The sequence below is a fragment of the Bradyrhizobium sp. 76 genome (genome assembly GCF_023073025.1).
Lineage (GTDB): Bacteria > Pseudomonadota > Alphaproteobacteria > Rhizobiales > Xanthobacteraceae > Bradyrhizobium.
In genome coordinates, this window is record NZ_JADPIS010000015.1 from 910,398 (window position 1) to 934,663 (window position 24,266).

Consider the following 24,266-nt stretch of genomic DNA (forward strand, 5'->3'; position numbering starts at 1 on the left):
TTGCCGAGCCCCTTGGCCCTCACATCTTCTTATAGGCGTCAACCAGGGCCTGGCCGTCGGCTCCCGCCTTCTTGAGCCAGTCGGCGGTGAGCTGTTCGCCGATCTTCTGGAAGCCGGCCTTCAGGGCCGGGCTCGGCGGCTCGACCGTCATGCCCTTGGCCTTGAGCTGATCGATGTACCAGGTGCTCTTGTCCTGCCAGGCTTTCCAGCCGCGAGTTTCCGCGGTCGCGGCGGCCTTGACGATGGCCTCCTGGGTTGGCTTGTCGAGCGCCTCGAACGCGGCCTTGTTGACGAAGGTGTAGTCCTTCGGGATCCACGCTTGCACGTCATAGAAGTATTTCAGCGACTCCCATGCCTTCGCATCGTAGCCCGTGCCGCCGGACGACATGAAGGAGTTCACGACGCCGGTGGCAAGCGCCTGCGGCAACTCGGCGGCCTGGATGGTGACCGACTGCGCGCCGACCAGCTCGCCAATCCGCGCGGTCCCAACGTTGTAAGCCCGCCATTTCAGGCCCTTCATGTCTTCGATGGTCGCAAGCGGCTTGCTGACATAGACGCCCTGCGGCGCCCACGGCACGACGAACAGCAGCTTGAGCCCCTGCGCATCGAGCTTCTTCGTAATCAGCGGCTTCGACGCCTGATAGAGCTTCATGGCGTCCGGAAAGCTGGTCGCCAGAAACGGCACCACATCGACGCCGTACACCGGATCCTCGTTCTCGTGGATCGACAGCAAGACTTCGCCCATCTGCGCCTGCCCGGTCATCACCGCGCGCTTGATATCGGGCGCCTTGAACAGCGAGGCGCCGGGATGAACCGTGATCTGGAGCTTGCCGGAAGTGGCAGCTTCGACGTCCTTGGCGAAAGCAACGAGGTTCTCGGAGTGCGGATTGTCGGCCGGATACGCTGCCGGCAGATTCCATTTGGTCTGAGCCAAAGCGGGTGTCGCGGCCAGCACGGCGCCGGCGATCAGGGATGCGCGGAATAAACGAGACATCATCGGGCTTCTCCTCACAGTCAATTTCAAAACGGTACGCTCAGTCTGGGAAGGCGAGCTTGGGCAAGAACATCACGATCTGCGGATATTCCGTGATGATGAACACGGCCGCGAGCAGCAGGACAAAGAACGGGAACGCCGCCCGCGCAACGGTGAAAGTGTCGCGCCCGCTCATGTTCTGGAGCACGAACAGATTGAAACCGACCGGCGGCGTGATCTGCGCCATCTCGACGTGGATGATGAGATAGACCCCGAACCAGACCAGGTCGAGACCGGCCTGCCTGACCATCGGCAGCACGATCACGGCGGTCAGGACGATCATTGAGATGCCGTCGATCAGGCATCCCAGGATGATGTACATGATACTCAGATACAGCGCGAGCATGCCCGGCGTGAGCTGCTGGCCCTGGACCCAGGTGGCAAGCGCCGCCGGAATGCCCGTATAGGCCATCGCTGCGGTCGTGTAGGCTGCGCCCGCCAGGATCAGCATGATCATGCAGGTCAGGCGCGTCGCGCTCATGATGCTTTCGAGGAAGTTCTTGCGCGTGAGTGTGCGGCTCCACCACGCCAGCAGCAGCGCGCCCGAAACGCCCCAGGCGGCGCATTCCGTCGCCGTCGCAAAGCCGAGCACGAGCGAGAGGAAGACCGCCAGGATCAGCAACAGGCAGGGGGCAAGCCTGGCCGACTCCCGCAGCTTCTGGCGGAACGGCATCGGGGGATCGCGCGGCGGAATCTTCTTCGGGTTCAGCAGCGACCAGATGATGATGTAGCCGGAATAGAGCACCATCACGAGCACGCCGGGCAGGAAGCCGCCGAGGAACACCTGAAGGACGGAGACATTCGCCGTGACCGCATAGACCACCATCGGGATCGACGGCGGGATCAGCAGGCCGAGCGTACCGGAGCCCGCGAGCGAGCCGAGGCTAAGGCTCTTGTCGTAACCACGCTTGTCCAGTTCGGGCAGCGCGATCTTCCCGATGGTCGCACAGGTCGCCGCCGACGAGCCCGACACCGCCGCGAAGATGCCGCAGCCGATCACGTTGACATGCGTCAGGCGCCCCGGCAGCCACTGAACCCAGGGCGACAGGCCTCGAAACATTTCCTCGGATAATTTGGTGCGGAAGAGGATCTCGCCCATCCAGATGAACAGCGGCAGCGCGGCCAGCGTCCATGACGAGCTTGCGCTCCATGTCGTGGTCGCAAGCACCGAGCCGAGCGGCAGGCTCGTGGTCAGCGCCATCGCCACGAAGCCGACGAGCCCGAGCGATACCGCGATCCAGATGCCGCTTCCCAGCAGCACGATCATAACGCCGAGCAGAATGAACGACAGTTCGATCATGCCGAGATTGGCCATCGTCAACCTCCGCCGCCCTGTGATATCCGCTCGATGAATTCGTCCGGGGTCTCGTCCGGCGAGCCCTTTTCGTAGCTCGGCCGGTTGCCGCTGACGACACTGATCATTTCATCTATGAGCGCGATCGAGAGGATCACGAGTCCGCCGGAAAACCCGAGCTGCGGAATCCAGAGCGGAAGCGCGACGACGCCCTGCGCCACGTCGTTGAAGCGCCAGGAATCGTAGGTCATCTGCACGGCATGCCGGGTGAAATAGAGGATGAAAGCGGCGGCAATACCGAGGGCCACGACCTCCGCTACCTGCTTGGAGCGCCCATGCAGACGCTCCAGCAGCAGGCCGACCCGGATCATCTCTCCGCGCTTGAAGGTGTGAGCGAGGCCGAGGAATGCCATCGCGGCCATGCACCATGAGGCGAAATCATCGCCGGCGGGAATGTTGACCGCAAACTGGCGCCCGATCGACATGATCATCATGATTGCAAAGATCGCAACCATGAAGGCGCCGGCGGCATAGCCCGCACCGAGATAAAGGAGATCCAGCGCGCGTCGCACCGGTCCCCGGCTCGTGACATCGTCCCCTGCCAACGCGATCCCCATCCTCACACGAGGCGATTCAGACAGTCCCGGCGATCGTACGTCACACGCCGGTCCTGCATGAATATCGCCTCTGCCAGCGCCCTGTCTTTCAGACGTTAGATCAACATGATGGGGCTAGCGCAAGCAAGCAGTATGCCGGCTCTCGCCGGAATTTCCACCGCAGGTTCAGCGGGTCTCCAGCCGCAGCCCATCATACGCGGGCACCACGCCCGCCGGCAGCGACTGCCGGATCACCTCATAATCGACGTCGGCCGTCATATTGGTGATGACGGCGCGCTTCGGCTTGAAGCGCTCGATCCAGGACAACGCGTCGTTGATGCTGAAATGACTGACATGGCTGGTGTAGCGGAGGCCATCGACGATCCAGAGATCCAGATTTTCCAGAGCGCCCCAGCTCTCGCGCGGGATGTCGTTGAGGTCGGGTGTGTAGGCGGCATCGCCGATGCGATAGCCCAGCGCGGGAATGTTGCCGTGCTGCACCAGGAAGGCGGTCATCGTCACTGCGCCGCCCTTCCCCTGGATGGTCTGGCTTTCACCGGCCTCGATCGAATGTCCCGTCAGGATCGGCGGATAGTCGCTGCCCGCCGGCGAGACGAAGCAATAGGAAAACCGCGACATGATGTCGTTCGCGGTCGTCTGATTGAGATAGGTCGGAATCCGCCGGCGCATGTGCATCACGACCGAACGCAGATCGTCCATGCCGTGGGTCTGATCGGCGTGCTCGTGGGTCAGGAACACTGCATCGATGTGGTCGACATTGGTCGAGAGCAATTGCTCGCGCAGGTCCGGCGAGGTGTCGATCACGATACGCGTGGTGCCCTCGTCCGATGTCTGCTCGACCAGCAGCGAACAGCGGCGACGGCGGTTCTTGGGATTGGTGGGATCGCAGGCACCCCAGCCGAGCGCCGGGCGCGGCACGCCGGCGGAGGAGCCGCAGCCCAGGATCGTCAGCGTCAGCGTCATGCGGCTCCCAGTTCTAAGCTTTCACCCTGGAGAACAGGCGAAAGAAGTTTTCGCTTGTCTGGCGCGAGATCTCGTCAAACGACACGCCGCGTGTTTCGGCGAGCACTTTTGCGACCTCGACCACATAGGCCGGTTCGTTGCGCTTGCCCCGGAACTTGCCGGGCGCAAGGTAGGGCGAGTCTGTTTCAACCAAAATGCGGTCGGACGGCAGTTCGGCCGCAAGCGCGCGCAGGGCCTCGGACTTCTTGAAGGTCAGGATGCCCGTGAAGCCGATATAGAGCCCGAGCGAGACCGCCTTCAGCGCCAGCTCGCGCCCGCCGGTGTAACAATGCAACACAGCGCGAAACGATCCTTTTGCCGTCTCCTCTTCTAGGATACGGCCGCAATCCTGGTCCGCCTCGCGGGTGTGGATTACCAGCGGCAAGCCGGTGGCGCGGGCGGCAGCGATGTGGGCACGAAAGCCCCTCGCCTGCGCCTCCGGCGAGCCGTTGTCGTAGAAATAGTCGAGCCCGGCTTCGCCGAGCGCGACGACCTTGGGGTGCTGCGTCAGCGCAATCAGCTCGTCCGGCGCGATGCCGTCTTCCTCATCGGCGTTATGCGGATGGGTGCCGACCGAGCAATAGACGTCGTCATAGCGCTCGGCGATAGACAAAAGCTGGTTCAGCTTTTTCACCCGAGTCGAAATGGTGACCATGCGGCCGATGCCGGCCGCTCGCGCCCGCGACACGATCCCGTCGAGATCCTCCGCAAAATCCGCAAAATCCAGGTGGCAGTGGCTGTCGACCAGCATGGTGCGAACGCCTTTAGGCTGCCGGCTCGATGTAGCGCGGGAAGGCCGGCGTCGGCGGGGGCAGCGTCGTACCGGGTGCGATGCGCGTTGCACCGCCGAGCGCGGCGAAGTTGCGCTCCCCTTCGGGGATACCGAGGCTGTTCAGCAGCAATCCCGAGGCCGTCGGCATCGCCGGCTGGGTCAGGATCGCGATCTGGCGCACGACTTCGGCGGTGACGTAGAGCACCGTCTTCTGCCTGACAGGATCGGTCTTGGCGAGCGCCCACGGCGCTTCGCCCGCGAAATAGCGGTTGGCTTCCGCGACCACGGCCCATACGGCGTTGAGCCAGTGATGGATTTGCTGCGTCGCCATCGCTTCGCGGGACGCCGCGAGCATGCCGTCAGCCTGTGACAGGATCGCTTTGTCGTTGTCGCTGAATTCGCCGGGCTCCGGGAGCACGCCGCCGAGCTGCTTTGCGATCATCGACAGCGAGCGCTGCGCGAGGTTGCCGAGATCGTTGGCGAGATCGGCATTGATGCGCGCCACGATGGCCTCGTGATTGTAGTTGCCGTCCTGGCCGAACGGCACCTCGCGCAGAAAGAAATAGCGCATCTGGTCGATGCCGTACTGGTCGGCGAGGTTGAAGGGATCGACCACGTTGCCGACCGACTTCGACATCTTCTCGCCCCTGCTGAACAGGAAGCCGTGGGCATAGACCCGCTTCGGTAGTGGGATCCCGGCCGACAGCAGGAACGCCGGCCAGTACACCGCATGGAAGCGGATGATGTCCTTGCCGATGATGTGCACGTCGGCAGGCCAATAACGCCAGTTTTTGTCGCTCTCGTCGGGGAAGCCGACGCCGGTAATGTAGTTGGTGAGCGCGTCGACCCAGACATACATCACGTGCTCTTCGTCACCGGGCACCTTGACGCCCCAATCGAACGTCGTGCGCGAGATCGAGAGATCGCGCAGGCCGCCCTTGACGAAGCTCACCACCTCGTTCTTGCGGGAGTCGGGGCCGATGAAATTGGGCTGCGTCTCGTAGAGCTTGAGCAGCCTGTCCTGATAGGCCGACAGGCGGAAGAAATAGCTCTTCTCCTCGACCCATTCGACCGGCGTTCCCTGCGGCCCGAGCCGCACCCCGTCGTCGTTCAGGCGCGTCTCGTCCTCGGCGTAATAGGCTTCGTCACGCACGGAGTACCAGCCGGCATAAATGTCGGCATAGATGTCCCCGTTCGCTTCCATGCGTCGCCAGATCTCTTGGCTGGAGCGATGATGCTGCTCCTCGGTGGTGCGGATGAAACGGTCGAACGACACGTTGAGGCGCTCGTCCATCTGCTTGAAACGGCCGGCATTGCGGGCCGCGAGCTCCGAGACGGACATTTTTTCGCTGGCCGCGGTCTGAACCATCTTCTGGCCGTGCTCGTCGGTGCCGGTCAGGAAGAACACGTCCTTGCCGTCGAGTCGTGCGAACCGCGCCAACGTATCGGTCGCGATTGCCTCATAGGCGTGGCCGATGTGAGGACTGCCATTGGGATAGGCGATCGCAGTCGTGATGTAGAAGACGTTGTCGCGCGCGGGGACGGTCACCGGCGTGGTGGCCTGCGGCGTGGCGACGGACTTCGGTGCGCGCGGAGCCTTGGGCTTCGATACATCGGGCTTCACAACTTTCGGCGGCGTGGGGACTGGAGCGGGTCCGGCGGCCACGGCGGGCGCAGCCACCCTCGCCGTCTTGGCTATCATCTTCGCCGGGGCCTTGTTTTTCGCCGAAGCCTTATTTTTTGCCGAAGTCTCGTTCTTCGCCGAAGCCTTGGCTGGCTTTTTGGTCGCTGTCTTCACCGTCTTCTTGGCAACGACCTGCTTCTTCGCTGCCTTCTTTGCCGTCTTCGCGGCGCTCTTCTTCCCGGCTTTTTTGGCAGCCGTCTTTTTGGTCTTCGTGGCTTTCTTGACCTTCTTGGCAGCTTTGCGCGCGAGCGCCTTCACGGCCTTCTTCGCGGATTTCTTGACGGCCTTCGTGGCGGCCTTCTTGCTGCTCTTGCCCTTAGCGGTTTTCTTAGCTCGCGCTGCCACGACGAATTCCTTTACCGGCTTCTCGAAATTTGGAAACGAACCTGCGTTAGTTTATTGTCTTGAGCATGATCCCATTGGAAAACCGCTGCACACTTTTCCGGATCATGCTCTAGCGCGTTGCGTCCGCCAGCCAGCCGAACACCGAGAAAACCAAGGGCTTTCGCTCCAGATTGTAGGTTTCGGTGTCGCGCGCGGCGCGGACGATCTTTTCCCATACCTCAGCTAGGCGCGCAAGGCGCGGCAGGTTCTGGTTGGCATTGGCCTCGTCGGCGTGCAGGCGTTCCGCGATCCAGCGATCGATGCCGTCGATGAAGGCGGCAAGCGCAACACGGTCGCTGGTACCGAGCGATTCGCCGAGCGTGTGCAATTCGCGCGGATCGACCTGCGGCAGTCGCGCGAGCAGCGCGGCCGTACGTTGCTGGAGCTTCAGGGCGTCACCGCCGAGCAGCGTCAGCGCCCGCGCGACGCTGCCCTCGGACGCCTCCGCCGCCTCGCGCAACGCCGGATCATTCGGGTCGAGATCGGCCGCGGTGGCGGCTGCAGCAATCACGTCGTCGGTTGCGAGCGCGCGCAGTCGCAGTTTGCGGCAGCGCGACTGAATTGTGGCGAGCACGCGCGCCGGCGCGTGGCTCACCAGCAGGAACAGCGATTGCTGCGGCGGCTCCTCGAGAATTTTCAGCAGCGCGTTGGCGGCATTTGGATTGAGCTCGTCGACAGTATCGACGATGCAGACGCGCCAGCCTTCGGCCGCCGCGGTCGAGCCGAAGAAACCGATCGTCTCGCGCGTCTCGTCCACGGTGATTACCGTGCGCATCACGCCGCGATCGTTGGCGGTGCGCTCCAGCGTCAGCAGGCCCCCATGCGAGCTCGCTGCAACCTGCCGCGCCACGGCGTTATCAGGATTGATAGCTAGATCTTCGGCGCGCTGCACCGAAAGCGCCAGCGGCTGGCCGTGAGCGAGCACGAAGCGCGCCATCCGATAGGCCAGCGTCGCCTTGCCGATGCCTTGCGGCCCGCCAATTAGCCAGGCATGCGGGATGCGCCCGCTGCGATAGGCGGCGAGCAGCGCGGTCTCGGCATCGCGATGGCCGAACAGAACGCTGGTCTCGCGCGGATGAGAAATGGCGGTTTCGCGCTCGGTCTGACGCGGGCTCATATGGACACCACCGATGCCGGCGTCGGAAGCAGGCGATCACGCAACGCGGTCCAGATGCGTCCGGCAACCGTATCAGGGTCGGAATTGGCGTCGATCAGCACGCAGCGCGCAGGATCGTCCGCTGCGATCTTGCGATAGGCCTCGCTCAGACCCTGATGGAAACCGAGCTTCTCGGCCTCGAACCTGTCCGGCGTGCCGCTGCCGCGGCGTGCGGCCGCGCGCTGCAAGCCGATCTCGACCGGCAGATCGAGGATGATGGTGAGGTCCGGCTTGAGATCGCCGATCGTGACCCGCTCCATCGCGTTGATCAGCGCCGCCGGTACCCGGCCGAGGCTGCCCTGATAGGCCCGCGTCGAGTCGGCGAAGCGGTCGCACAGCACCCAGGTGCCCTGGTTGAGCGCGGGCTGGATCACGGTGCGGACATGGTCGTCGCGCGCGGCCGCGAACAGCAACGTCTCGGCCTCGGGTCCGAGCAGCTTGCCCATGCCTGACAGCACCAGATGGCGCATGATCTCGGCACCCGGCGAGCCGCCCGGTTCGCGCGTGACGAGGATGCGCATCCTGGCTGCCTTGAGACGATCGGCGAGCTTCTTGATCTGGGTCGACTTGCCAGTGCCCTCGCCGCCTTCAAAGGTGACGAAACGCCCGCGTCCGGACGGCCACTTTACCGCGCTTTCACTCATGATCAGAGCTTCTCGGCGCCCGCACGGAACATGCCGATCACGAGCTCGCTGGCGCCGTCGATCGCGCGGCGCACGGTCGAGCCAGTGCCGATCGCGTCTGCGGCATAGACCGGCGTCTCCACCGCGATGTTGCCGCTGCGCCAGACCCTGACCAGCCCGACCTTCTGCCCGGCCTCGACCGGCGCGCGCACCGGGCCGCTATAGACGACGCGCGCGATCAGCTTGTCGCTGCCGTTCTTGTGCACCATCACTTTCACGGGCGTCTTGGCGACCAGTTTCACCGAACGGCTCTCGCCGCCGAACACCTTGGCGTAGCCGACGGGCTGATCGGCCGCGATCAGGGCGCGGGTCTCGAAATTGCGAAAACCCCATTCCAGCATCTTCTTGGCTTCGGTGGCGCGATCTTCGGGGTCTTCCAGCCCGTTGACGACGACGATCAGCCGCGTGCCGTTCTGCACGGCCGAGCCGACCATGCCGTAGCCCCCTTCCTTGGTGTAGCCGGTCTTCAGACCGTCGGCGCCTTCCATGGAATTGAGCAACGGATTGCGGTTGGGCTGGCGGATCTTGTTCCAGGTGTATTCCTTCTCGCCGAACAGTTTATAGAATTCGGGCAAATCGAGAATGATGTGCCGGGCGAGGATGCCAAGCTCGCGCACCGTCATCTTGTTGGCGGGGTCGGGCAAGCCGTTGGAATTGCCGAAGGTCGACTTCGTCAGGCCAAGCTCGCGGGCGCGCTTGGTCATGAAGTCGGCGGCGAAAATCCGCTCGTTGCCCGCCATGGCTTCGGCGAGCGCAATGCAGGCGTCGTTGCCGCTCTGGATGATCGCCCCGTGCAGGAGATCGTCGACGGTGACCTTGCTGTTGATCGCGGCGAACATGGTCGAGCCGCCGGAGGGGGCGCCGCCTCGGCGCCAGGCGTTCTCGCTGATCCGGTATTCGTCGGTCAGCTTGATGTCGCCCTTCTTGATGGCGTTGAAGACGACCTCGGCGGTCATCAGCTTCATCATGCTGGAGGGCGCGCGCAGTTCGTCGGCGTTCTTCTCGAACAGCACGCTGCCACTGGAAGCTTCGATCAGGATCGCGGTCGGGGCGTCGCCGTCGAAGCCGGCATCATCTGCTTTCTTGGCGCCCTGGACGCTCTGGTTGGCGGCGTAGAGCGCCCCGCCCCAGCCGATGGCCGCGACCAGAGCCGTCGCGATCAGCCCACGCGCCAGCGCTCCGGCGGTGAACCGGCTGCGCCCCAACGAGGAAAGATGAAATTCCATGGCCAAGCCCTGAGAGCGGCGTTCTAACAGTTGGAGCCAGTGCGAACAACACGGGGTGGCCGCTTGTCCCGAGATTGCACGATTCTCGTCCCGCCCCTATCGTGGCACCTCAGATTTTCTGACCAAACCCCTGAAACAAGGCGGAAAAGCGATGTCCTCCACCCGCGCGATCAAGGCCAATGGCATCGACCTGTTTATCCGCGAAGCCGGTCAGGGGCCGCTGGTGGTGCTGTGCCACGGCTGGCCGGAACTCTCCTACTCCTGGCGCCACCAGATCCCGGCGTTGGCGCAGGCCGGATTTCGCGTCGTCGCCCCTGACATGCGCGGCTACGGCCAAAGCTCAGCGCCGCCTGAGGCGACGGCCTATTCGATCTTCGACACGGTCGGTGACGTCGTCGGCCTCGTGCAGGCACTTGGCGAGACCAAGGCGATGGTGGTCGGCCACGATTGGGGTGCTCCGGTGGCCTGGCACGCGGCGCTGTTCCGGCCCGACATCTTCACGGCTGTCGCTGGCCTGAGCGTGCCGCCGCCCTTCCGCGGCCGCGGCAAGCCGCTCGACCTCCTGCGCCAGAGCGGCATCAGCAATTTCTATTGGCAGTATTTCCAGGCGCCCGGCATTGCCGAGGCCGAGTTCGAGCACGACGTCGCGCGCACCATGCGCATCGTGCTCGGCGGGCGGGGCCTTGCCGATCCCTCCGCGGCAATGTTCGTGCAGGAGGGCAAGGGCTTCCTCGGCCACGGCAACCCGGAGGAGCCTCTGCCGGCCTGGCTCAGCGAGACTGACCTTGCCTATTTCACTGAAGCCTTCCGCAAATCCGGTTTTCGTGGCGGGCTGAACTGGTATCGCAACCTCGACCGCAATTGGGAGCTGACGGCGCCCTGGCAGGATGCGCAGATCCACCAGCCCTCGCTCTTCATTGCCGGCTCGAAAGACGCCGTCATCACCGGCCTGATCGGAGCCAAGCGCGTCAACGAGCTCGAGCGCGTGCTGCCCAATCTGAAGCGAAAGCTGATCATCGAGGGCGCCGGCCATTGGGTCCAGCAGGAGCGGCCCGACGAGGTGAATGCGGCGCTGGTGAGGTTCTTGAAGGAAAGCGCGGCTCAGTAGAGGCCGCGGCCGCTCAGGATGCCGCGGGCCTCAGCAGCCCCGTCCGAGGCGTAGGCGCCGGACGGCGCGCTCTCGGTCGCATAGCGTCCGTCCCCATCATAGGACACGGCGCGGGCGTTCTGGAGCGCCCGGCCCCGGTTACGGCTCGAGGCTGACATTTCTGAGGTCGCACTGAGTGAAGCCATGTCGGCGGAGGTGTTGCCGAGATTGTAGGGCCGTCCCTCCGGCGTCGGAACTTCGCCGCGCATGGCACCGCGGTTCGACGACGGCAGCTCCGGCACGAAGGGTCTCGCGGAGGCGACCCGGACCATCGAAGGTGACGGCGCCGGGGTCCCGGTGCGCAAGGTCGCCATCAGCTGGCGGTCGTCGGAGCCTTCCAGCGGCGCCCGCCCGACATATTCGACACGGACCTTGGCGATGCCATTGCCTTTGAATTCAAGCAGTTCGGCGGCCTTGTTCGAGACGTCGATGAGCCGGTTGCCGTGGTAGGGCCCGCGGTCATTGACGCGGACGATCAGCGACTTGCCGTTCGAGACGTTGGTCACTCGCGCATAGGACGGCATCGGCAGGGTCGGATGCGCCGCGGTCAGCGAGCCCATGTCGAACACTTCGCCATTGGCGGTCAGGCGGCCGTGGAAATCGTCGCCGTACCAGGACGCCATGCCTTCGGCGCGGTAGTTGACGTCCTCTTCGGGCACATAGGTCCGGCCACCCACCACATAGGGCTTGCCGACGCGGTAGGCGCCGCCGCCCTTCGGCACCGGATCGCCCAAAGCCACCACCCGGGGGCTCGAGGACACGCCGTATTTCGGATCGACGCGGCTGGCGAATTTGTTGGAGGAGGCGCAATTGGCGAGCGCAAGGCAGGTCGCGGCCATCGCAGCAGCGCGCGCGACCCGCAAAACCGAATCTGACCGACGGATCCCCATTCGCCCCAAATACCATTTCGCCGGAGGCGTACCTAACCCGCTTTGGCTACGGGCAGCGCTATCCGGTCCTTTGCTCCGAGGCGGCCCACCACCGCGTCGGAAGTGGTAACGATAACGCAACCCGAACACGGCGGAAATGGGGAGCCCACAGCGTTCACGCCGGGATGGTAAACGGGGCGTATGCGTTCGCCCCGTTGAACTACGGGGCGCGGGCGCCCTGCTCTGTGCCGTGGCCGGACATTCTGTTGCGCCAAATCCTCACTCCACCCCCATTGTCGTGCCGCTCACTGGAATTCTTTTGACTGTGCAAGGCCGCCCGCGTTTTCTCGCGTGCAGGGCGGAATGGAATAAGACGATGATCGAGACGGTTTCGGCACTGATGGGTTTGGTAAGCGCGGGGATCTTCCTGGCCCATGCGTTTGAAGGTTACCGCACGAGGGCCTGAGGCACTCGCGCGGGCGGCAAGCATCACCCTTTCAAGACGGCGCGTTCGGACATTTTTAAGCGATCCGATCGAGCATCGAAGACGAGAGCGGCAGGTGTCCCATGCGCAACCATGACCTCGTATCCGATGGCTTCCTGGCATTGACCGCCGGTGGTTTGGTCCTGCTGTGCTCCAGCCTCGTGGCCTTGGCCTTCGCCTGAGCACCCGGCACTTCCCGAAAAATACGCTTACCGCAGTCCAAGCAGCGAACGCCGGTAGAGGCTGTCACGGGCTTCGCTCAGGCAGACGAAGCTGCCGTCAAATCCCTGGGCGTACCGCTTCTGGCCTTTGCCGTAGTAGACGCCTTTGCTGAAATCGAGCCAGACGACCCGGTCGTGCGGGCAATGACGCTGCGCCTGCGCCTCGTAGCGAAATGGCGTCAGCGGCGTGGCCGATACTTCAGCGCCGCTGCAGCCGACCAGGATCGCAGCAGCGAGCGCGACCGCGCCGGGCGACGTGCCGAAGCTGCTCCAAAACACTCCTCCGCAAGACACCACCCGCCTCCCGATCCCAGCCGTCGAGGGCCGGCTTGCTTCACTTGTCCGCTTCGAGTTGCTGCAACGCCTGGTGCAAGCATTCCTGAAGCTTGGCTGCGACCTGGTCGCGCGCGACGCCTTTGGCGGCGAGATCGCCTGCCACCTTGTCGAGGATCTCGCCCATCGACTGGTTCTCCAGATGGTCCGTCACCAAGGCCGTCGCGTAGCTGGCCACGGCATCGCCGCTGAGGCCGAGTTGGGTTGCAGCCCAGAGCCCGAGCAGCTTGTTGGACCGGGCCGTGGCCTTGAACATGAGCTCCTCGTCGTGGACGAATTTGGCCTCGAAGCCCTGCTCGCGCTTGTCGAACGTGGTCATGGTCAGCTCCAATGTCGTTTTCGCTGATCGGGATCGGACTGGCTGGAAGCGAATGTCTCCGTGGTTCACGTCAGGGTCATCTGAAGCTTCCGGCGGAAGCCAAGCGTCGTCAAGCCCGCTCGGCTGCGCCCACCGGGCGTCTGCAGGGCACCGAACAGCTCTACGCCAGCCAGCTCAGCTAGGGAGGGATGTTTACTATTTGTTAAGCAGACTCAGCGCCGCATGGCCCGGGGACATCGAGAGCTGACGCATGAACAAAGAACTGCGGGAGTTTCGACGGCTTGAACGGGTCTGTCTGGAGCAGGCAGCCCTCTCCACCATGGACCTCGCGCGAGGCGGGTTGCTCAAGGTCGCTGATGATTGTCGCGTCGCAGCCGAAGCGATCGAGGCACAATCGCCTCGCAGACCTTTCGCAAGTGCCGTCCAGGCGCTGAAGCAGGCGTTGAGCGTGACGCGCGTCCCTCACCGGCACTGAGGTCGGCGCTCGCGGGCAAGGACATCGTTGACGGAGCGACCGCGTGCGGTCAGCCCTTCGCCTCGGTCTGCTCACGTGCCAACCGTTCGGCTCTCAGCCGTTCCTTGTTGGCATAAAACGCCTTCTGCGCCGCTTCGTGCTCGCGCATGGCTTTTTCGGCTTCGATACGGCGTGTCGCATCGCGCGCCTGCCGCTGCTCGGGGGTCAAGGGCTTGCGCCGGTAGGAAACATCTTCCGTCATGGCGAAATAACGCGGACGTCAGGAAAGAGTTCCGCATGGTCCCGCTGGGCGGCACGGCGGGCCGACTGCATAATCTGCGAAAACAACCCCATGCACAGTAGCCAAGTCCTTCTGCGGAAAGAACTTTTTTTTATCGCGCTGACGGTGCGTTTGACCCGGCCGGGATCTCGATGTCTGCAATAACAGGCAAATGGTCCGAATACGCCCTCGCCCCTTCGTCGGTCCAAACTTTCCCGATCCGGCTGTCGGACGTTGCATAGATCCGGTCAAGCCGCAGAAGGGGCAGATGCGACGGGAAAGTTCGCAGCCGCGTCCGGTTTGGGCAGACCTGCGCGAGCACGCGCCGCACCGATTTGATCCAGAACCAGTCGTTGAAATCCCCGAGGACGACGGTCCTTCCAGGTTTCACCAGGCTCACCAGCGCCTGAGCCTGCGCATGGCGCTCGTAGATACTCAAGCCGAGATGCGTGGCCACCACGCGGACATCGCCAACCGGCGTCAGCAGTCCCGCTGCAATCGCCCTGCGCGGCTCGCGCTCACGATACGACACGTCGACGATCTCGGGCGGGCCGGAGAATGGAAACCGGCTCAGGAGCGTTTGGCCGTATTCGCCATCCGCCGTGACGATCGACTTGGCGTGAACACCGTGATCGCCGACGACACTCGCCAGCTTCGCAAACGGATCGTCTGATCGCGATCGCGAATCCACCTCCTGAAGCGCGACGACATCGGGAGCCCATTTGCGAATGATCGAACAGATTCCCTCGAGATCGAACTTCGGATTGAGATTGAAAGTGCCATGCACATTCCACGTCATGAAGCGCATCGGCGCCATCATCGCCTCCCGGCGAGCCACGTCGCGACGAATTGCGCGCCTGCGCAGATCGCGAGCCAGCCCAGGAACGCCAGTGCGAGCAGCACTATGTTGAGCCAGGACGCATTCCTGGCGAGATCAGCGATCTGGGCACCCAGAACTGCCATGGCGAGAATGCCGGGCGTCATGCCGAGCAGCGTTCCGACCAGGAAGTCACGCAGAGGCAGCGTGCTCGCGCCAGCCACGACATTCACCACCGAGAACGGCGCGATCGGAATCATCCGGATGACGACGACAGCCAGAATGCCCTTGCCGACCACACGTTCCTGGATGCGCGCGGTACGTCGTCCGAGCAAACGCTGCAGGCGTTCGCGGCCGAGTGCCCGTCCGATCGCAAACAGGATAAAGGCGCTGAGCACGACGCCCGTCATCGCGGTGACGAAGCCTAGCCAGGGTCCAAGTGCGGCGGCAGTTGCCGCAATGAGCACGAGAACCGGAAACACGACCAACCCGCCGACGACGAAAGCCGCTATCGCGAATGGCGGCCCCCAGACGGACTGCGAATAGGCAGACAGAAGCGTCGACATCCGGCCCGCGTCGGCGAAATCGCTCAAGGACGTGTACGACCAGGCCATCGCCAGTCCAAGAAGCGCCACGGCTATCGAGACCATCCCGATGATCGTCTTCGTGCTCCACATGCGCGATGCCGCGCGCTCCAGATGTAGAGGCCGCTCGGGGTCCGCCACGGGCTGAACCATCGTGGCCAGAGCGCTGGTCAGCACGGAAGATTCCACGTCCCGCAGCGCCTTCGTCGCACCTGCCCTAGAGACGTCGTCCAGGAGCGCAAAAAGACGATCGTCGTTTTGCGCAACCGTCTGTTCATCGAGACCGCAGAAATGGGCGATCAGGCGACGGCGGACCGAGGCGATGAAATTCCGATGCTCGTCTGAGGCGGCTTCAAAGATTAGGTCGCATTCGCTGTCGGCGCCCATCGATCGATTGTTCAAATTGGCCGAACCGATCCTCAGGATCCGGTCGTCGACGATCATGAGCTTGCTGTGCACCATCACGGCCGCTTCCGTGTCCCCATTCCCCGACACCGGATAGACGAAGCGGATGCGATCGGCGACGCCGGCCGAACTGAAGCAGTCGATGAAGGCGCCCCGGCCGTTCTGCATGGCCTGGGATTCCAACCATGAGGAATGCAATTTTGGCGTGACGACCACAACCCGAAGCGAAGGCACGCGCAGCATCTGCTCCGCCAATTCGCGCGCGATCCTGGTGGCGCTGGTGAACTGGTTCTCGATGTACACGAAGCTCGTCGCGGACCGGATCGCTGCGATCAACGACCGTTCCACCTCCCTGATTGTCGAACCTGCCGGACAAACCACCTCGGTCCTGGCGATACCCACCGGCATATGCCGGGCCTCGACCGGCACATTCGTTGGCCAGCGCAAGCTTGTCAGCGGGCGCCGATCATCAATCTGTTGGCCCGCCGCGCGCCAGCGTTGCTCCACGAGGTCGAACAGCCACGCCGCCGCATCCCTGTCGACCACGCATTGAACATCATGAAACGGCAAATATGGCTTGCCCTGGGGATCGCAGCGCAAGGCGTGATCGGCGCTATGATCACTTGTGTCCCAGCGCCTGATCGTCAGATCGAGCCCGCCGACGAACGCCAGTGAACCATCGACACAGACGATCTTCTGGTGTTGGGCCGAACCAAATGGAAGTGTGGAATCCAGGTGAAACCGGACGCGGCTGTCGGTGTCGGCGCTGAATTTGGCCGCGGAATTCCATTCCCTCTCGGAAGCGTAGAACGAGACGAAGTCCCAGACGAGAATGTTGATCCGCAAGGTGGGACACCGTTGGACCAGCGCGCGCAGCAATGGGCCGAGCTGTTCCGGCAAACCATCATCCGCTCGCCCGGACTCTCCGACCAGCCTGGTTTCACTATGGATATCCCAACCGACGATATAGACGAGATCCTGCGCCTGCAGCAGGGCCTCGCGCAGGGCCGCGAAATACGCGGCAGCATCGTTCAGAACCGCCACACGCTGCGCCTCGCACCGCCGCCAGACGGTGTCGCCGGGGATCAGGGTCGATGAGCTCTGAAGCAGGTCAACCTCGCCATTCGCATTCGCGTCTAAACGCACCGAACGCGCGAGGGGTTCCTTGTCGTCATGGCCACGATTCGCGTGCGGCCTGCCCGCATGCTGAGCCACGGCGCTGACCCGCACGATTGCCGCTACTTGGTTCGGACCGCCTTTGCACCTGCGCCCTTCAAGGCGTCCGCGATCTTCTCGGGCGCATCGCCGTGAAAATCCACGGAAACCTCGATCCGGCCTTCCAGTTTCTGATGCCCCTCCGGCGCGGGCGCGGCCTTGGCGTCAGGACCGGCCGGGCGTGTCCCCGACGTGTTCGCGCCACCGACTGCCTGGACGAAGACGTCCGTTCGCGGCACGCCGCATTCCTGCACGACATGCTCAACCGCAAGCTCGGCGCCGCGGCGCGTGTCGAATTCTCCGATGATCGTACTTTCCAAGGGCGCCCTCCGTGGCTGGACCAGCGTGCGAACAACTGGTCAGCGAGGGCCAGGTTCCTGAACGCGCGGGCGTTTAGAACCGAACGATCCCAAACATGAACAGCAGCGCGAGAGTGATCAACCCGGAGACCAGCAGCGAGCCGAGACATCCCAGCCGGTTCGAGAAAAAGAAGAACATGCCTCGCCCGTCCCATAGCTTCGTGCTTGGCTAAGTTCTCCCATTCGACAGCGTTCCTGGAGACGTTTTTGGACGCGCGAGCAAGAACAGATCCAAGAACCAATCATCGAGCGGAACGTTATGTCCGCGATGTCAGACGCTTTTGATTATTTCCGGGCGCATGCGGTCCGAGCCCTTTGCAAGGCCCGGGCGATGCCGCGCGGACGCATGAAACATCTGCAAACCGTCGTGGCCCGGATCTACCACCTGCTGACCAAGGAGGCCGCGTACGGGCCGAACCTGCAGCATATGGACGACTTCCGCGCAGCCCAGAAGCTCGAGAAGTCGATCGACTGAACTGCAATGACGGCGATGCTGCACGCCCTCCCCGACGCGTTCAGCGTCCTTTGGGAGTGGTCCCCGACTGCGACTTGCCAAGCCCGGGATTGATGGCGAGCGACGCGCCGGCGGCGCCACCGGCTTCATAGGCCGTCATCGACACCATCCGGCTGGCGCTACGCTGGGTCCGCATCTTCAGGTCGAGCTTGTCGAACTCCGCATCGACCACCGACGTCTCGAGAACCAGCAGCCCGCGGCCGGTGCTTTCGTTGACCTGATCGCGACCGGCCTTGATCGCGACCAGCTTGTCCGCGATCGACGCCACCATCCCGAGCGCGAAGGAGGCATTGGCCAGATGCCGCTCCTGGTGCCGGAACCTGCCGTAGTCGACCGAGGTCTTGAAGCGGCCAAGGTCAGCGCGCACGGCACCGTCGATCAATTCGGCCAGATAATGCGCGACCTCGACATCCGCGCCGAGACCGAAGAACACATAGCGGTTGTCGCCGGCCGCGTTCTTCTCGCGCCAGACCCGACAATCGCAGAAATGAGCGATCGCGCCGACGCAGTCGTCCAGCGGAATGCGCTTCTTGCGAAAAGTCTCGTACACCCTCCGCTCGCACGAGGACGCGCGCAGTTCGACGTCGGAGAGCGACAGATCATGTCGATCCAGCAGCTCGGCGACCTTGGCGGCCGCAGACAGTGCCTCGTCCTCGGTGCAGCCATTGGCAATGGTCTTGGAACGCAACGCCTGAATGCGGAGCTTCAGCTTGTCGAGGGAGGCCGGAGTGGAGGTCTGATGCACTGATTACCTGCCGGGTAAACGCGACGGATAGAACCGGTCGGATAGACCGGCGGGAGGGGTCTCTTGTCAACTGTATTGATCTTCGACTTTTTTCGAACGGACCTCACTCCTTCTACGTGCGGTGCACGACTCGCCGCACTGACTATAAAATGCAGAGACGAGGATTCACTACAATCGACGTTCTCGCTCTATTTCCACCGCAGCTGACAAATCATTGTCGGGAGCAGACCACCACAAGCCCAACGAGGTTGCGTTGGCGCCTTGGCGTTGGCGGCTGCGTCTTGTTCACAGTATCGCGAGCTTGCAGTCAGCCGGCTTTGATCCCTGCGCTTGCTGAGTAGTCGGCAGCAGACTGGTGGATTGAAAGACACACTGATCAAGGCCGTCGATCGGTTTTGTGCCGCGACACATTCCTGAAGGGACTGGAACACTGTTAAGGTTTAGCGGTCAGGTTAACCCCAGCGAACGTTTTGCTGAGAGCGTCGAATTCGATATGACCTCGAAATAGAGGAATATTCGAATGTCCAATAGAACCGCATTTCAAACTGCAGATGCAGACGAGCCCCACAACTTTTTTGATCTCGTCATCCCCTCACCTTCAGCGCTGTAGCCCTCCTGGCCACAGCTGTTTCGCTGGAGGCGATTGGGTTCATCGCTTGGCAGCCAGCCACCTTTTTGGTTGCCTATATCTTTGGCTGACGCGCGATTGGCTGGCATGAGCGAATTCGAAGGCCTATCTGACCAGTTCATTCTGCGGATGCACGAGTTCATTCGCCAAGAGGTGCAAGCAGATAGGCTAGCCGGCACGCGTTTTATCGGATTGCCAGCGAGGCTGCGCGCGGAAGCTCTTGCAGGGGAAATCAAGCGACGCGGCTTGTTCTGCACGGCAATTGAATGGCCTCAGCATCTTGAGCCTGGAGCGGACAAATACGCACCGACCATTGGACACCGGAAGACGATCTAAAACTCATCGTGCTCACGGCGCGACGCGTCCCGGCTGACCGGATTGCTCGCCTGCCAGACCGCAGATCGCAAATATCGATCCGCGATCGATTGCAACTCCCGCGAACCTGCATCGTGAACAAGAGAATGCCAAAGCTCCCGCGTCGCGGCCTCGGTCTAACCAGTCCCCGGCCCCTCCGACCCGGGGCCGCCTCTCCATGAGCCTACCGCCTGGTTGGCGCCTCGCGCAGCTAACTCCCGGTCCAGATCTTTCAGTCGCCCGAGCAGGTTCTCGACGATCTCCATGCAATCGGAATGTCCCAACGATTGCACGCCGCGCGCTGTGAGCTCGCGCTCCAGCATGGCGGCTATAATAATTTGAATGCTCACGAACTCTCCGCCGACTTCGCCTCAGAGACGGTACGGCTCAACTTAGAAATGGGTTTCGCTAAAGCGAAAGGCCGCAGGGTGGTTCCAGCCCCCACTGCGGCCATCCCGGTCAAATTACAAACTGGTACTTAAATCTCGCCGGTGTTCTCACAGTAGAACACCGTGTTCCGAAAAAGGATTCCGTAAGACTACCGGAATCCCAAGCGGCCCGGATAGTCACTCGGATGTAGAAATGGCACCGCTTCCTTACCAGCCCCCATGCTCCCGGCTGCCGATCAATTGCGGATCAGAGCGCCGGGAGCGACGCTAGGACTTCCCAGATTCCGGGGGGCGCTATCGCCACAGCCGGCGCGTGATGTTGAACAACGCCGCAAGCGGGACGCCCGCCAAGACACCCAGCATGCCGTACGACGTGACCAGCAGCGCAGCGCTAAGCGGCCCCGCGCTTGTCGCAAATCCATAGGCTGCGCCTAAGCCTCCCAGCGTTCCGGCAAAGACGACCATGTTGCGGTCGTTGCGCGCCTCGACGTTATAGATCGGGGGCCTTTTGCGGTGAAGAATGGGAGGACCGAACGGCACCTTCGAGCCGCAATTTGGGCAGGCCGACGCACTCGGTGAAACCGGGTGGTCGCAGTCGTGGCAATCGATCAGCTTTTTGGTCCGTCCCATGCCGCAAATCGTAGCGGCGGGGCGGCCAGTCCACAAGTTCGGCAGCTACTCCCAGCACACCGTCGCATGACCACAGCAGGGCCGCTCTGATCCCCGCATTCCCCGCGTTTGACTGGCGTTGAAAACCTGCGCGCCGTGCGGAAAGTTGACCAGCTCGGGACCTTTCTCGCCGACCATGGAGAGTCCACCCGGCGCCGAACGGGTGCCGCTTGCGAACATGGGAATGGAGAGGCCGTTCGTTCCGGCGCCGAGCGGCACCAGACCACGTGGGCACGCTGCCGGACCGCGCGCTGCCACCAAGCCCAACCAACGAACCCGGCCGATTTAGATCAAGCGCCTCTTCGATAGAGAAAGACGGATTAGGACGCCATCGGACTAGAAGATGGCGGAAGGGGTGTCTGGTCAACCCCGTTGTTCTAACATCGATTTATGTGAGCTGAGCGGCACTAGCTACGGTCCTTACAACGGTCATTTTCATAGCATCAGAACCGTAGTTTTTAGCGCAAAGCGCGGCTCGGGTGGCGCCGCCTTTTTACTTGGAAGCGGCCGCTGGGGGTGAATACCGGCAAAGCCGACCGGGGCGGCCTCGATTTGAACGTCAAAGGACCAAGGTCCGAGCCCCAGCGCGCTTACCAACTAGTCCGCCGCAATCACCGGTACCGGCCATTGGACACCGGAAGACGATCTAAAACTCATCGTGCTCACGGCGAAACGTTCTGACGACCGCAGACCGCACATGTCGACCCGCGACCAATTGCGACGCCTGCGAAACATGCTTCATGAACGAGAGAATCCCAAGTCCCAGGTCCATCGAGCCGGGCTCTCTCGAAGAGACCAATCAATTGGTTCGCAAATGATATTTGTTGTTCAGCTCAGGCGGGTGCCGGGCATCATGGCGCCTGTGAACGCTGCTTTTCGCTCGAAGTATCGGAAACTGCGGGATTGGCGGGGCCTTGGCCCACGTCGTTGCGTTTGTGCAGGTCTCCAAGCCAAAGGATGGGTCCTCGCAGCTTTTCGCTGCGTGGGCCGTGCCGAATGCCGAACTGTTCGACAAAGCCCCTGAACGCATTCGTGAGGGCCACGAGCTTCACCCCCATGATCCGGATATTTCCGGGTAGCCATCGGCTCGCTGGTGTCCTGGGTGAAGAGCGGCTCATTGCGCGTTCCTGGCGTCATAGAATCAAGAAACCACGAGCGCCGGATTATTCCGCGGTCGAAGAAATTCTGGGCGGCAGTTCCAGGTGCAGTTTAGTTTTCACAGCGTTTCAAGCTACCGTTCGCCCTCGCTTCGGATCAGGATTGATCGCGCGGCCGATGAGATCGTCTTCCCACCCGAGACCATTTCGACTTGCAGTCCATACTCCCCTGCTCGTTGCGCGGGCTTCCCTCCGGCATAGGCGATGTAGTTCGCCTTCCGCCTTTCGAGCGGTTTGGTTTCGATTTGCATCAGCGTTTTTCCGTCGGGGTCGACGATGCGCATTCTGAAAACGCTGTCGCCCTCGACGTTGATCCCCCAGACCCAAGCGATGACCGGTTGCGACGTATTGGGCACGGCTGGTTCACCTTCGCGAACGAGCCTCGGAAGCTCGGGCGGAGCGTTGGCGAGCCCGACCAGCAGGATCGCCGAAGCCGAACGGGAAAGTGCATCCCGGGCGGCCGGTTCGAACAGGCTTCCGCCGGTTGCGCCGCAGGTTTCTCGACCGATTCCAAGTGGCCGGCCCGTCAGGGGCTCGATCGTCCTGCCATCCTTTCGGACCGACAAGTGCAGATGGGGAAATTCGGCCAAGCCCGATGCCCCGATCGACCCCAGGCGGTCGGCTTTCTTCACGTGCGCTCCGGGCCGGACGACGATGCTGCCTTCCTTGAGGTGGCAGTATTGCGAGGCCAGCCCCCCGGAATGCTCTACAAGGACGCCGTTACCGCACTCCTTTCCCCCGGTATCTTTATCTTGTGCCCGATCGTAGATGCGGTCTGGAATGCCGTCCCTCACGCGCGCGACGGTTCCTTCGGCGATTGCGATCACGGGCGTTTGACGATCGATATCCTTGAGCGTGCGGATGCGAATGTCCCAACCGTCGTGCCCCTGGTACGTGGCGTTGCCGCAGAGCGGATCCAACGCCTGGTCGCCTGGATCGACGTCCGGCATCTGCTGCACGAAGCAGTCCACGCCCAGGCGGCAGTCGACAGGCAGTCCCAGGTTGGGAGACAACTGGTCGTCCGCGCGTGCCGGCTGGATTGCCGCCGATAGAATCATGATCAACGCCGGCGCCAGCCGGTATCGGCTGTGCGTCGCGCAATGGGACTTGAGCTTGAACATTTTCGCAGCAGGGAACAGAACTCTACTCCTCCCGGAAGGATTTCATCATCTGATCGGTGAACGGCTTTATCAGATAGGAAAGCGCGGTCCTATCGCCGGTGGTGAGGAAAACCTCGACCGGCATGCCGGGCACGATCGGCTTGCCCGCCACTTGCTTTTGGCCACCCGCGATCGCGATGGTGCTGAGATAGTACGTCTGGCCGCTGGCCTGGTCCAAGCTGGCCGCCGCCCCGATCGTTTCGACCGTACCGGCGACCTCCGGGGTGTTCCGCTGGTTGAAGGAGGAGAACCTTAGGCGTGCCGGCTGTCCGGTCGCGGCCTGGTCGATGTCGGTCGGAGACAGTTTCGCTTCGACGACCAGGTCGGCGCTTTCGGGGACGATGGACATAAGCGTTTCCTTGGGGGAGATCACGCCGTTGACGGAATTGACCGCGAGCTCGTTGACGGTGCCGGAGATCGGCGAGCGGATCACCATGCGCGACAGGCGGTCCAGCGACGCCACGATCCGTTCCTGAAGCTCCGCAAGTTTGCCATCCACCTCGCGCAAGTCCCGCTGACCGTCGGTGCGCGCCTGCTGATCGAATTCGATGATCTTGATCCGCGACTCGCTGATCTGACCTTTCACGCGCGCGATGTTGGCGTCGATCTCGCCCTTGAGCCCGTCGATCTTGACCAGATCGCGCTCCATGGTGCGGATCTTGCCAATTTCTATGAAGCCCTTGTTGTAGAGCGGCGTCAGACGTTCGAGATCCTCCCTGACCATCTTGCGCTCGCTGGCGTTGGCCTCTTGTTGTGCCGACAGCCCGCGGACCTGCTCCTCGAACTGCGCGATCTGCAGCGACAACTGATCGCGCCTGGCCTCACGTACTGCCAAGTTCTCGTTGAAGAGCCGGATCTCGCCCCGCGCGATCTCCGCCGTGAACGGGTCGTGCTCGAACCGGGAATCGAACCTGATGGCCGTGGCCCCGTCGCGCTCGGCCACATGCCGCGCCCTGCGACCTTCGAGCTCCGCGCGCTGCCCCTTGAGCACGCCGAGTTCCGCCTTGGTCTGGGTCTCGTCGAGCCTGACGAGGACGTCGCCCGCCTTTACGGCGTCGCCGTTGGCGACCAGGATCTCGCCGACGATGCCACCGTCGCGGTGCTGGATCAGCTTGACCTGTTTCCTGACCGTGACCTTGCCTTGCGCGATCACGGCGCCGGTCAGCTCGGCGTGCACCGCCCAGCCGCCGCATCCACCGATCAGCACAATGGCCAGAAAGCCCGCCATCGCCACGCGCGAGCGGATGCCGAACGACTGGTCCACACCGCGCGCGGCCTGTTCCGGGGACTTTAGGTTCATCGCTCAATCTCC

Annotated in this window: 24 protein-coding genes; 4 read left to right on the forward strand and 20 right to left on the reverse strand. The window is 62.9% G+C overall.

Annotation, left to right across the window (positions count from 1 at the left end):
• Positions 1-19: 19 nt before the first annotated feature.
• From IVB48_RS05335 to IVB48_RS05375, 9 genes are all read right to left on the reverse strand, one after another.
• Positions 20-997, reverse strand: a complete 978-nt coding sequence (locus IVB48_RS05335; protein WP_247398008.1) for a TRAP transporter substrate-binding protein — start codon at positions 995-997, stop codon at positions 20-22.
• Between the two features lie 37 nt (positions 998-1,034).
• Positions 1,035-2,348 (reverse strand): TRAP transporter large permease subunit, encoded by a 1,314-nt coding sequence (locus IVB48_RS05340; RefSeq protein WP_247359304.1) that lies wholly within the window; start codon positions 2,346-2,348, stop codon positions 1,035-1,037.
• A 2-nt stretch (positions 2,349-2,350) separates the two neighbouring features.
• Positions 2,351-2,944 carry a TRAP transporter small permease gene (locus tag IVB48_RS05345; protein WP_247398012.1) on the reverse strand — a complete coding sequence of 198 codons (594 nt, stop codon included), beginning with the start codon at positions 2,942-2,944 and terminating at the stop codon, positions 2,351-2,353.
• A 165-nt stretch (positions 2,945-3,109) separates the two neighbouring features.
• Positions 3,110-3,907: an MBL fold metallo-hydrolase gene (locus IVB48_RS05350; RefSeq protein WP_247398016.1), complete on the reverse strand. Its 798-nt coding sequence runs from the start codon at positions 3,905-3,907 to the stop codon at positions 3,110-3,112.
• A gap of 13 nt (positions 3,908-3,920) precedes the next feature.
• The gene (locus IVB48_RS05355) at positions 3,921-4,697 is read right to left on the reverse strand and encodes a TatD family hydrolase (protein ID WP_247398019.1); all 777 of its coding nucleotides are present in this window, start codon (positions 4,695-4,697) and stop codon (positions 3,921-3,923) included.
• A 13-nt stretch (positions 4,698-4,710) separates the two neighbouring features.
• On the reverse strand, positions 4,711-6,747 hold the full coding sequence (gene metG, locus IVB48_RS05360) for a methionine--tRNA ligase (RefSeq protein ID WP_247398023.1): 2,037 nt from the start codon (positions 6,745-6,747) through the stop codon (positions 4,711-4,713).
• A gap of 109 nt (positions 6,748-6,856) precedes the next feature.
• Positions 6,857-7,903: a DNA polymerase III subunit delta' gene (locus tag IVB48_RS05365; protein ID WP_247398025.1), complete on the reverse strand. Its 1,047-nt coding sequence runs from the start codon at positions 7,901-7,903 to the stop codon at positions 6,857-6,859.
• Positions 7,900-8,586 carry a dTMP kinase gene (gene tmk, locus IVB48_RS05370; RefSeq protein ID WP_247398027.1) on the reverse strand — a complete coding sequence of 229 codons (687 nt, stop codon included), beginning with the start codon at positions 8,584-8,586 and terminating at the stop codon, positions 7,900-7,902. Before tmk ends, IVB48_RS05365 begins: the two co-directional genes overlap by 4 nt.
• A 2-nt stretch (positions 8,587-8,588) precedes the next feature.
• Positions 8,589-9,851 (reverse strand): D-alanyl-D-alanine carboxypeptidase family protein, encoded by a 1,263-nt coding sequence (locus IVB48_RS05375; protein ID WP_247398029.1) that lies wholly within the window; start codon positions 9,849-9,851, stop codon positions 8,589-8,591.
• Between the two features lie 151 nt (positions 9,852-10,002).
• On the opposite strand from IVB48_RS05375, the gene IVB48_RS05380 reads away from it, so the two are divergent.
• The gene (locus tag IVB48_RS05380; RefSeq protein ID WP_247398031.1) at positions 10,003-10,959 is read left to right on the forward strand and encodes an alpha/beta hydrolase; all 957 of its coding nucleotides are present in this window, start codon (positions 10,003-10,005) and stop codon (positions 10,957-10,959) included.
• On the opposite strand, the gene IVB48_RS05385 is transcribed toward IVB48_RS05380, so the two are convergent.
• The 3 genes from IVB48_RS05385 to IVB48_RS05395 form a co-directional block, all read right to left on the reverse strand.
• On the reverse strand, positions 10,953-11,888 hold the full coding sequence (locus tag IVB48_RS05385; RefSeq protein WP_081747816.1) for a septal ring lytic transglycosylase RlpA family protein: 936 nt from the start codon (positions 11,886-11,888) through the stop codon (positions 10,953-10,955). The genes IVB48_RS05380 and IVB48_RS05385 overlap by 7 nt on opposite strands.
• A 672-nt stretch (positions 11,889-12,560) precedes the next feature.
• A complete protein-coding gene (locus IVB48_RS05390; protein WP_247286044.1) occupies positions 12,561-12,866 on the reverse strand; it encodes a hypothetical protein in 306 nt (101 codons plus the stop codon).
• A 40-nt stretch (positions 12,867-12,906) separates the two neighbouring features.
• Positions 12,907-13,224, reverse strand: a complete 318-nt coding sequence (locus tag IVB48_RS05395) for a DUF1476 domain-containing protein (protein ID WP_247398033.1) — start codon at positions 13,222-13,224, stop codon at positions 12,907-12,909.
• A gap of 250 nt (positions 13,225-13,474) precedes the next feature.
• On the opposite strand from IVB48_RS05395, the gene IVB48_RS05400 reads away from it, so the two are divergent.
• A complete protein-coding gene (locus IVB48_RS05400) occupies positions 13,475-13,699 on the forward strand; it encodes a hypothetical protein (RefSeq protein ID WP_027566955.1) in 225 nt (74 codons plus the stop codon).
• 49 nt (positions 13,700-13,748) lie between these two features.
• Here the strand turns inward: IVB48_RS05400 and IVB48_RS05405 are convergent, their stop codons facing one another.
• The 4 genes from IVB48_RS05405 to IVB48_RS05420 all read right to left on the reverse strand — a co-directional run bounded on the left by IVB48_RS05405 (position 13,749) and on the right by IVB48_RS05420 (position 17,299).
• Positions 13,749-13,940, reverse strand: coding sequence for a hypothetical protein (locus IVB48_RS05405; protein WP_027566956.1), 192 nt, complete (start codon positions 13,938-13,940; stop codon positions 13,749-13,751).
• 130 nt (positions 13,941-14,070) lie between these two features.
• Positions 14,071-14,775 (reverse strand): endonuclease/exonuclease/phosphatase family protein, encoded by a 705-nt coding sequence (locus tag IVB48_RS05410; protein ID WP_247398035.1) that lies wholly within the window; start codon positions 14,773-14,775, stop codon positions 14,071-14,073.
• A complete protein-coding gene (locus IVB48_RS05415; RefSeq protein WP_247398038.1) occupies positions 14,775-16,994 on the reverse strand; it encodes a VTT domain-containing protein in 2,220 nt (739 codons plus the stop codon). Before IVB48_RS05415 ends, IVB48_RS05410 begins: the two co-directional genes overlap by 1 nt.
• A gap of 8 nt (positions 16,995-17,002) precedes the next feature.
• Positions 17,003-17,299 carry a hypothetical protein gene (locus tag IVB48_RS05420; RefSeq protein WP_247286036.1) on the reverse strand — a complete coding sequence of 99 codons (297 nt, stop codon included), beginning with the start codon at positions 17,297-17,299 and terminating at the stop codon, positions 17,003-17,005.
• A gap of 307 nt (positions 17,300-17,606) precedes the next feature.
• Between IVB48_RS05420 and IVB48_RS41285 the strand changes: the two genes are divergently transcribed.
• Positions 17,607-17,813, forward strand: a complete 207-nt coding sequence (locus tag IVB48_RS41285; RefSeq protein ID WP_007591053.1) for a hypothetical protein — start codon at positions 17,607-17,609, stop codon at positions 17,811-17,813.
• Between the two features lie 40 nt (positions 17,814-17,853).
• Here the strand turns inward: IVB48_RS41285 and IVB48_RS05425 are convergent, their stop codons facing one another.
• The gene (locus IVB48_RS05425) at positions 17,854-18,597 is read right to left on the reverse strand and encodes a DUF2786 domain-containing protein (RefSeq protein WP_247398040.1); all 744 of its coding nucleotides are present in this window, start codon (positions 18,595-18,597) and stop codon (positions 17,854-17,856) included.
• Between the two features lie 715 nt (positions 18,598-19,312).
• Between IVB48_RS05425 and IVB48_RS05430 the strand changes: the two genes are divergently transcribed.
• Entirely contained in the window at positions 19,313-19,561 is a 249-nt protein-coding gene (locus IVB48_RS05430; protein ID WP_247398043.1) for a hypothetical protein, read from the forward strand.
• A 701-nt stretch (positions 19,562-20,262) separates the two neighbouring features.
• On the opposite strand, the gene IVB48_RS05435 is transcribed toward IVB48_RS05430, so the two are convergent.
• The 3 genes from IVB48_RS05435 to IVB48_RS05445 form a co-directional block, all read right to left on the reverse strand.
• Positions 20,263-20,598, reverse strand: coding sequence for a zinc ribbon domain-containing protein (locus IVB48_RS05435; protein ID WP_027566962.1), 336 nt, complete (start codon positions 20,596-20,598; stop codon positions 20,263-20,265).
• A 1,270-nt stretch (positions 20,599-21,868) separates the two neighbouring features.
• The gene (locus IVB48_RS05440) at positions 21,869-22,915 is read right to left on the reverse strand and encodes a M23 family metallopeptidase (protein WP_247398046.1); all 1,047 of its coding nucleotides are present in this window, start codon (positions 22,913-22,915) and stop codon (positions 21,869-21,871) included.
• Positions 22,916-22,937: 22 nt separating this feature from the next.
• On the reverse strand, positions 22,938-24,254 hold the full coding sequence (locus IVB48_RS05445) for an HlyD family type I secretion periplasmic adaptor subunit (protein ID WP_247398049.1): 1,317 nt from the start codon (positions 24,252-24,254) through the stop codon (positions 22,938-22,940).
• Positions 24,255-24,266 lie beyond the last annotated feature (12 nt).

Excerpts from the sequence above, each read along its gene's own strand:
- IVB48_RS05405 (WP_027566956.1), bottom strand. The coding sequence starts at position 13,940 with ATGACGGAAGATGTTTCCTACCGGCGCAAGCCCTTGACCCCCGAGCAG.
- tmk (WP_247398027.1), bottom strand. The coding sequence starts at position 8,586 with ATGAGTGAAAGCGCGGTAAAGTGGCCGTCCGGACGCGGGCGTTTCGTC.
- IVB48_RS05410 (WP_247398035.1), bottom strand. The coding sequence starts at position 14,775 with ATGGCGCCGATGCGCTTCATGACGTGGAATGTGCATGGCACTTTCAAT.
- IVB48_RS05430 (WP_247398043.1), top strand. The coding sequence starts at position 19,313 with ATGAGCGAATTCGAAGGCCTATCTGACCAGTTCATTCTGCGGATGCAC.
- IVB48_RS05440 (WP_247398046.1), bottom strand. The coding sequence starts at position 22,915 with ATGTTCAAGCTCAAGTCCCATTGCGCGACGCACAGCCGATACCGGCTG.
- IVB48_RS05345 (WP_247398012.1), bottom strand. The coding sequence starts at position 2,944 with ATGGGGATCGCGTTGGCAGGGGACGATGTCACGAGCCGGGGACCGGTG.
- IVB48_RS05355 (WP_247398019.1), bottom strand. The coding sequence starts at position 4,697 with ATGCTGGTCGACAGCCACTGCCACCTGGATTTTGCGGATTTTGCGGAG.
- IVB48_RS05435 (WP_027566962.1), bottom strand. The coding sequence starts at position 20,598 with ATGGGACGGACCAAAAAGCTGATCGATTGCCACGACTGCGACCACCCG.
- IVB48_RS05395 (WP_247398033.1), bottom strand. The coding sequence starts at position 13,224 with ATGACCACGTTCGACAAGCGCGAGCAGGGCTTCGAGGCCAAATTCGTC.
- IVB48_RS05445 (WP_247398049.1), bottom strand. The coding sequence starts at position 24,254 with ATGAACCTAAAGTCCCCGGAACAGGCCGCGCGCGGTGTGGACCAGTCG.
- IVB48_RS05385 (WP_081747816.1), bottom strand. The coding sequence starts at position 11,888 with ATGGGGATCCGTCGGTCAGATTCGGTTTTGCGGGTCGCGCGCGCTGCT.
- IVB48_RS05365 (WP_247398025.1), bottom strand. The coding sequence starts at position 7,903 with ATGAGCCCGCGTCAGACCGAGCGCGAAACCGCCATTTCTCATCCGCGC.
- IVB48_RS05350 (WP_247398016.1), bottom strand. The coding sequence starts at position 3,907 with ATGACGCTGACGCTGACGATCCTGGGCTGCGGCTCCTCCGCCGGCGTG.
- IVB48_RS05400 (WP_027566955.1), top strand. The coding sequence starts at position 13,475 with ATGAACAAAGAACTGCGGGAGTTTCGACGGCTTGAACGGGTCTGTCTG.
- IVB48_RS41285 (WP_007591053.1), top strand. The coding sequence starts at position 17,607 with ATGTCAGACGCTTTTGATTATTTCCGGGCGCATGCGGTCCGAGCCCTT.
- IVB48_RS05380 (WP_247398031.1), top strand. The coding sequence starts at position 10,003 with ATGTCCTCCACCCGCGCGATCAAGGCCAATGGCATCGACCTGTTTATC.
- IVB48_RS05335 (WP_247398008.1), bottom strand. The coding sequence starts at position 997 with ATGATGTCTCGTTTATTCCGCGCATCCCTGATCGCCGGCGCCGTGCTG.
- IVB48_RS05340 (WP_247359304.1), bottom strand. The coding sequence starts at position 2,348 with ATGGCCAATCTCGGCATGATCGAACTGTCGTTCATTCTGCTCGGCGTT.
- IVB48_RS05375 (WP_247398029.1), bottom strand. The coding sequence starts at position 9,851 with ATGGAATTTCATCTTTCCTCGTTGGGGCGCAGCCGGTTCACCGCCGGA.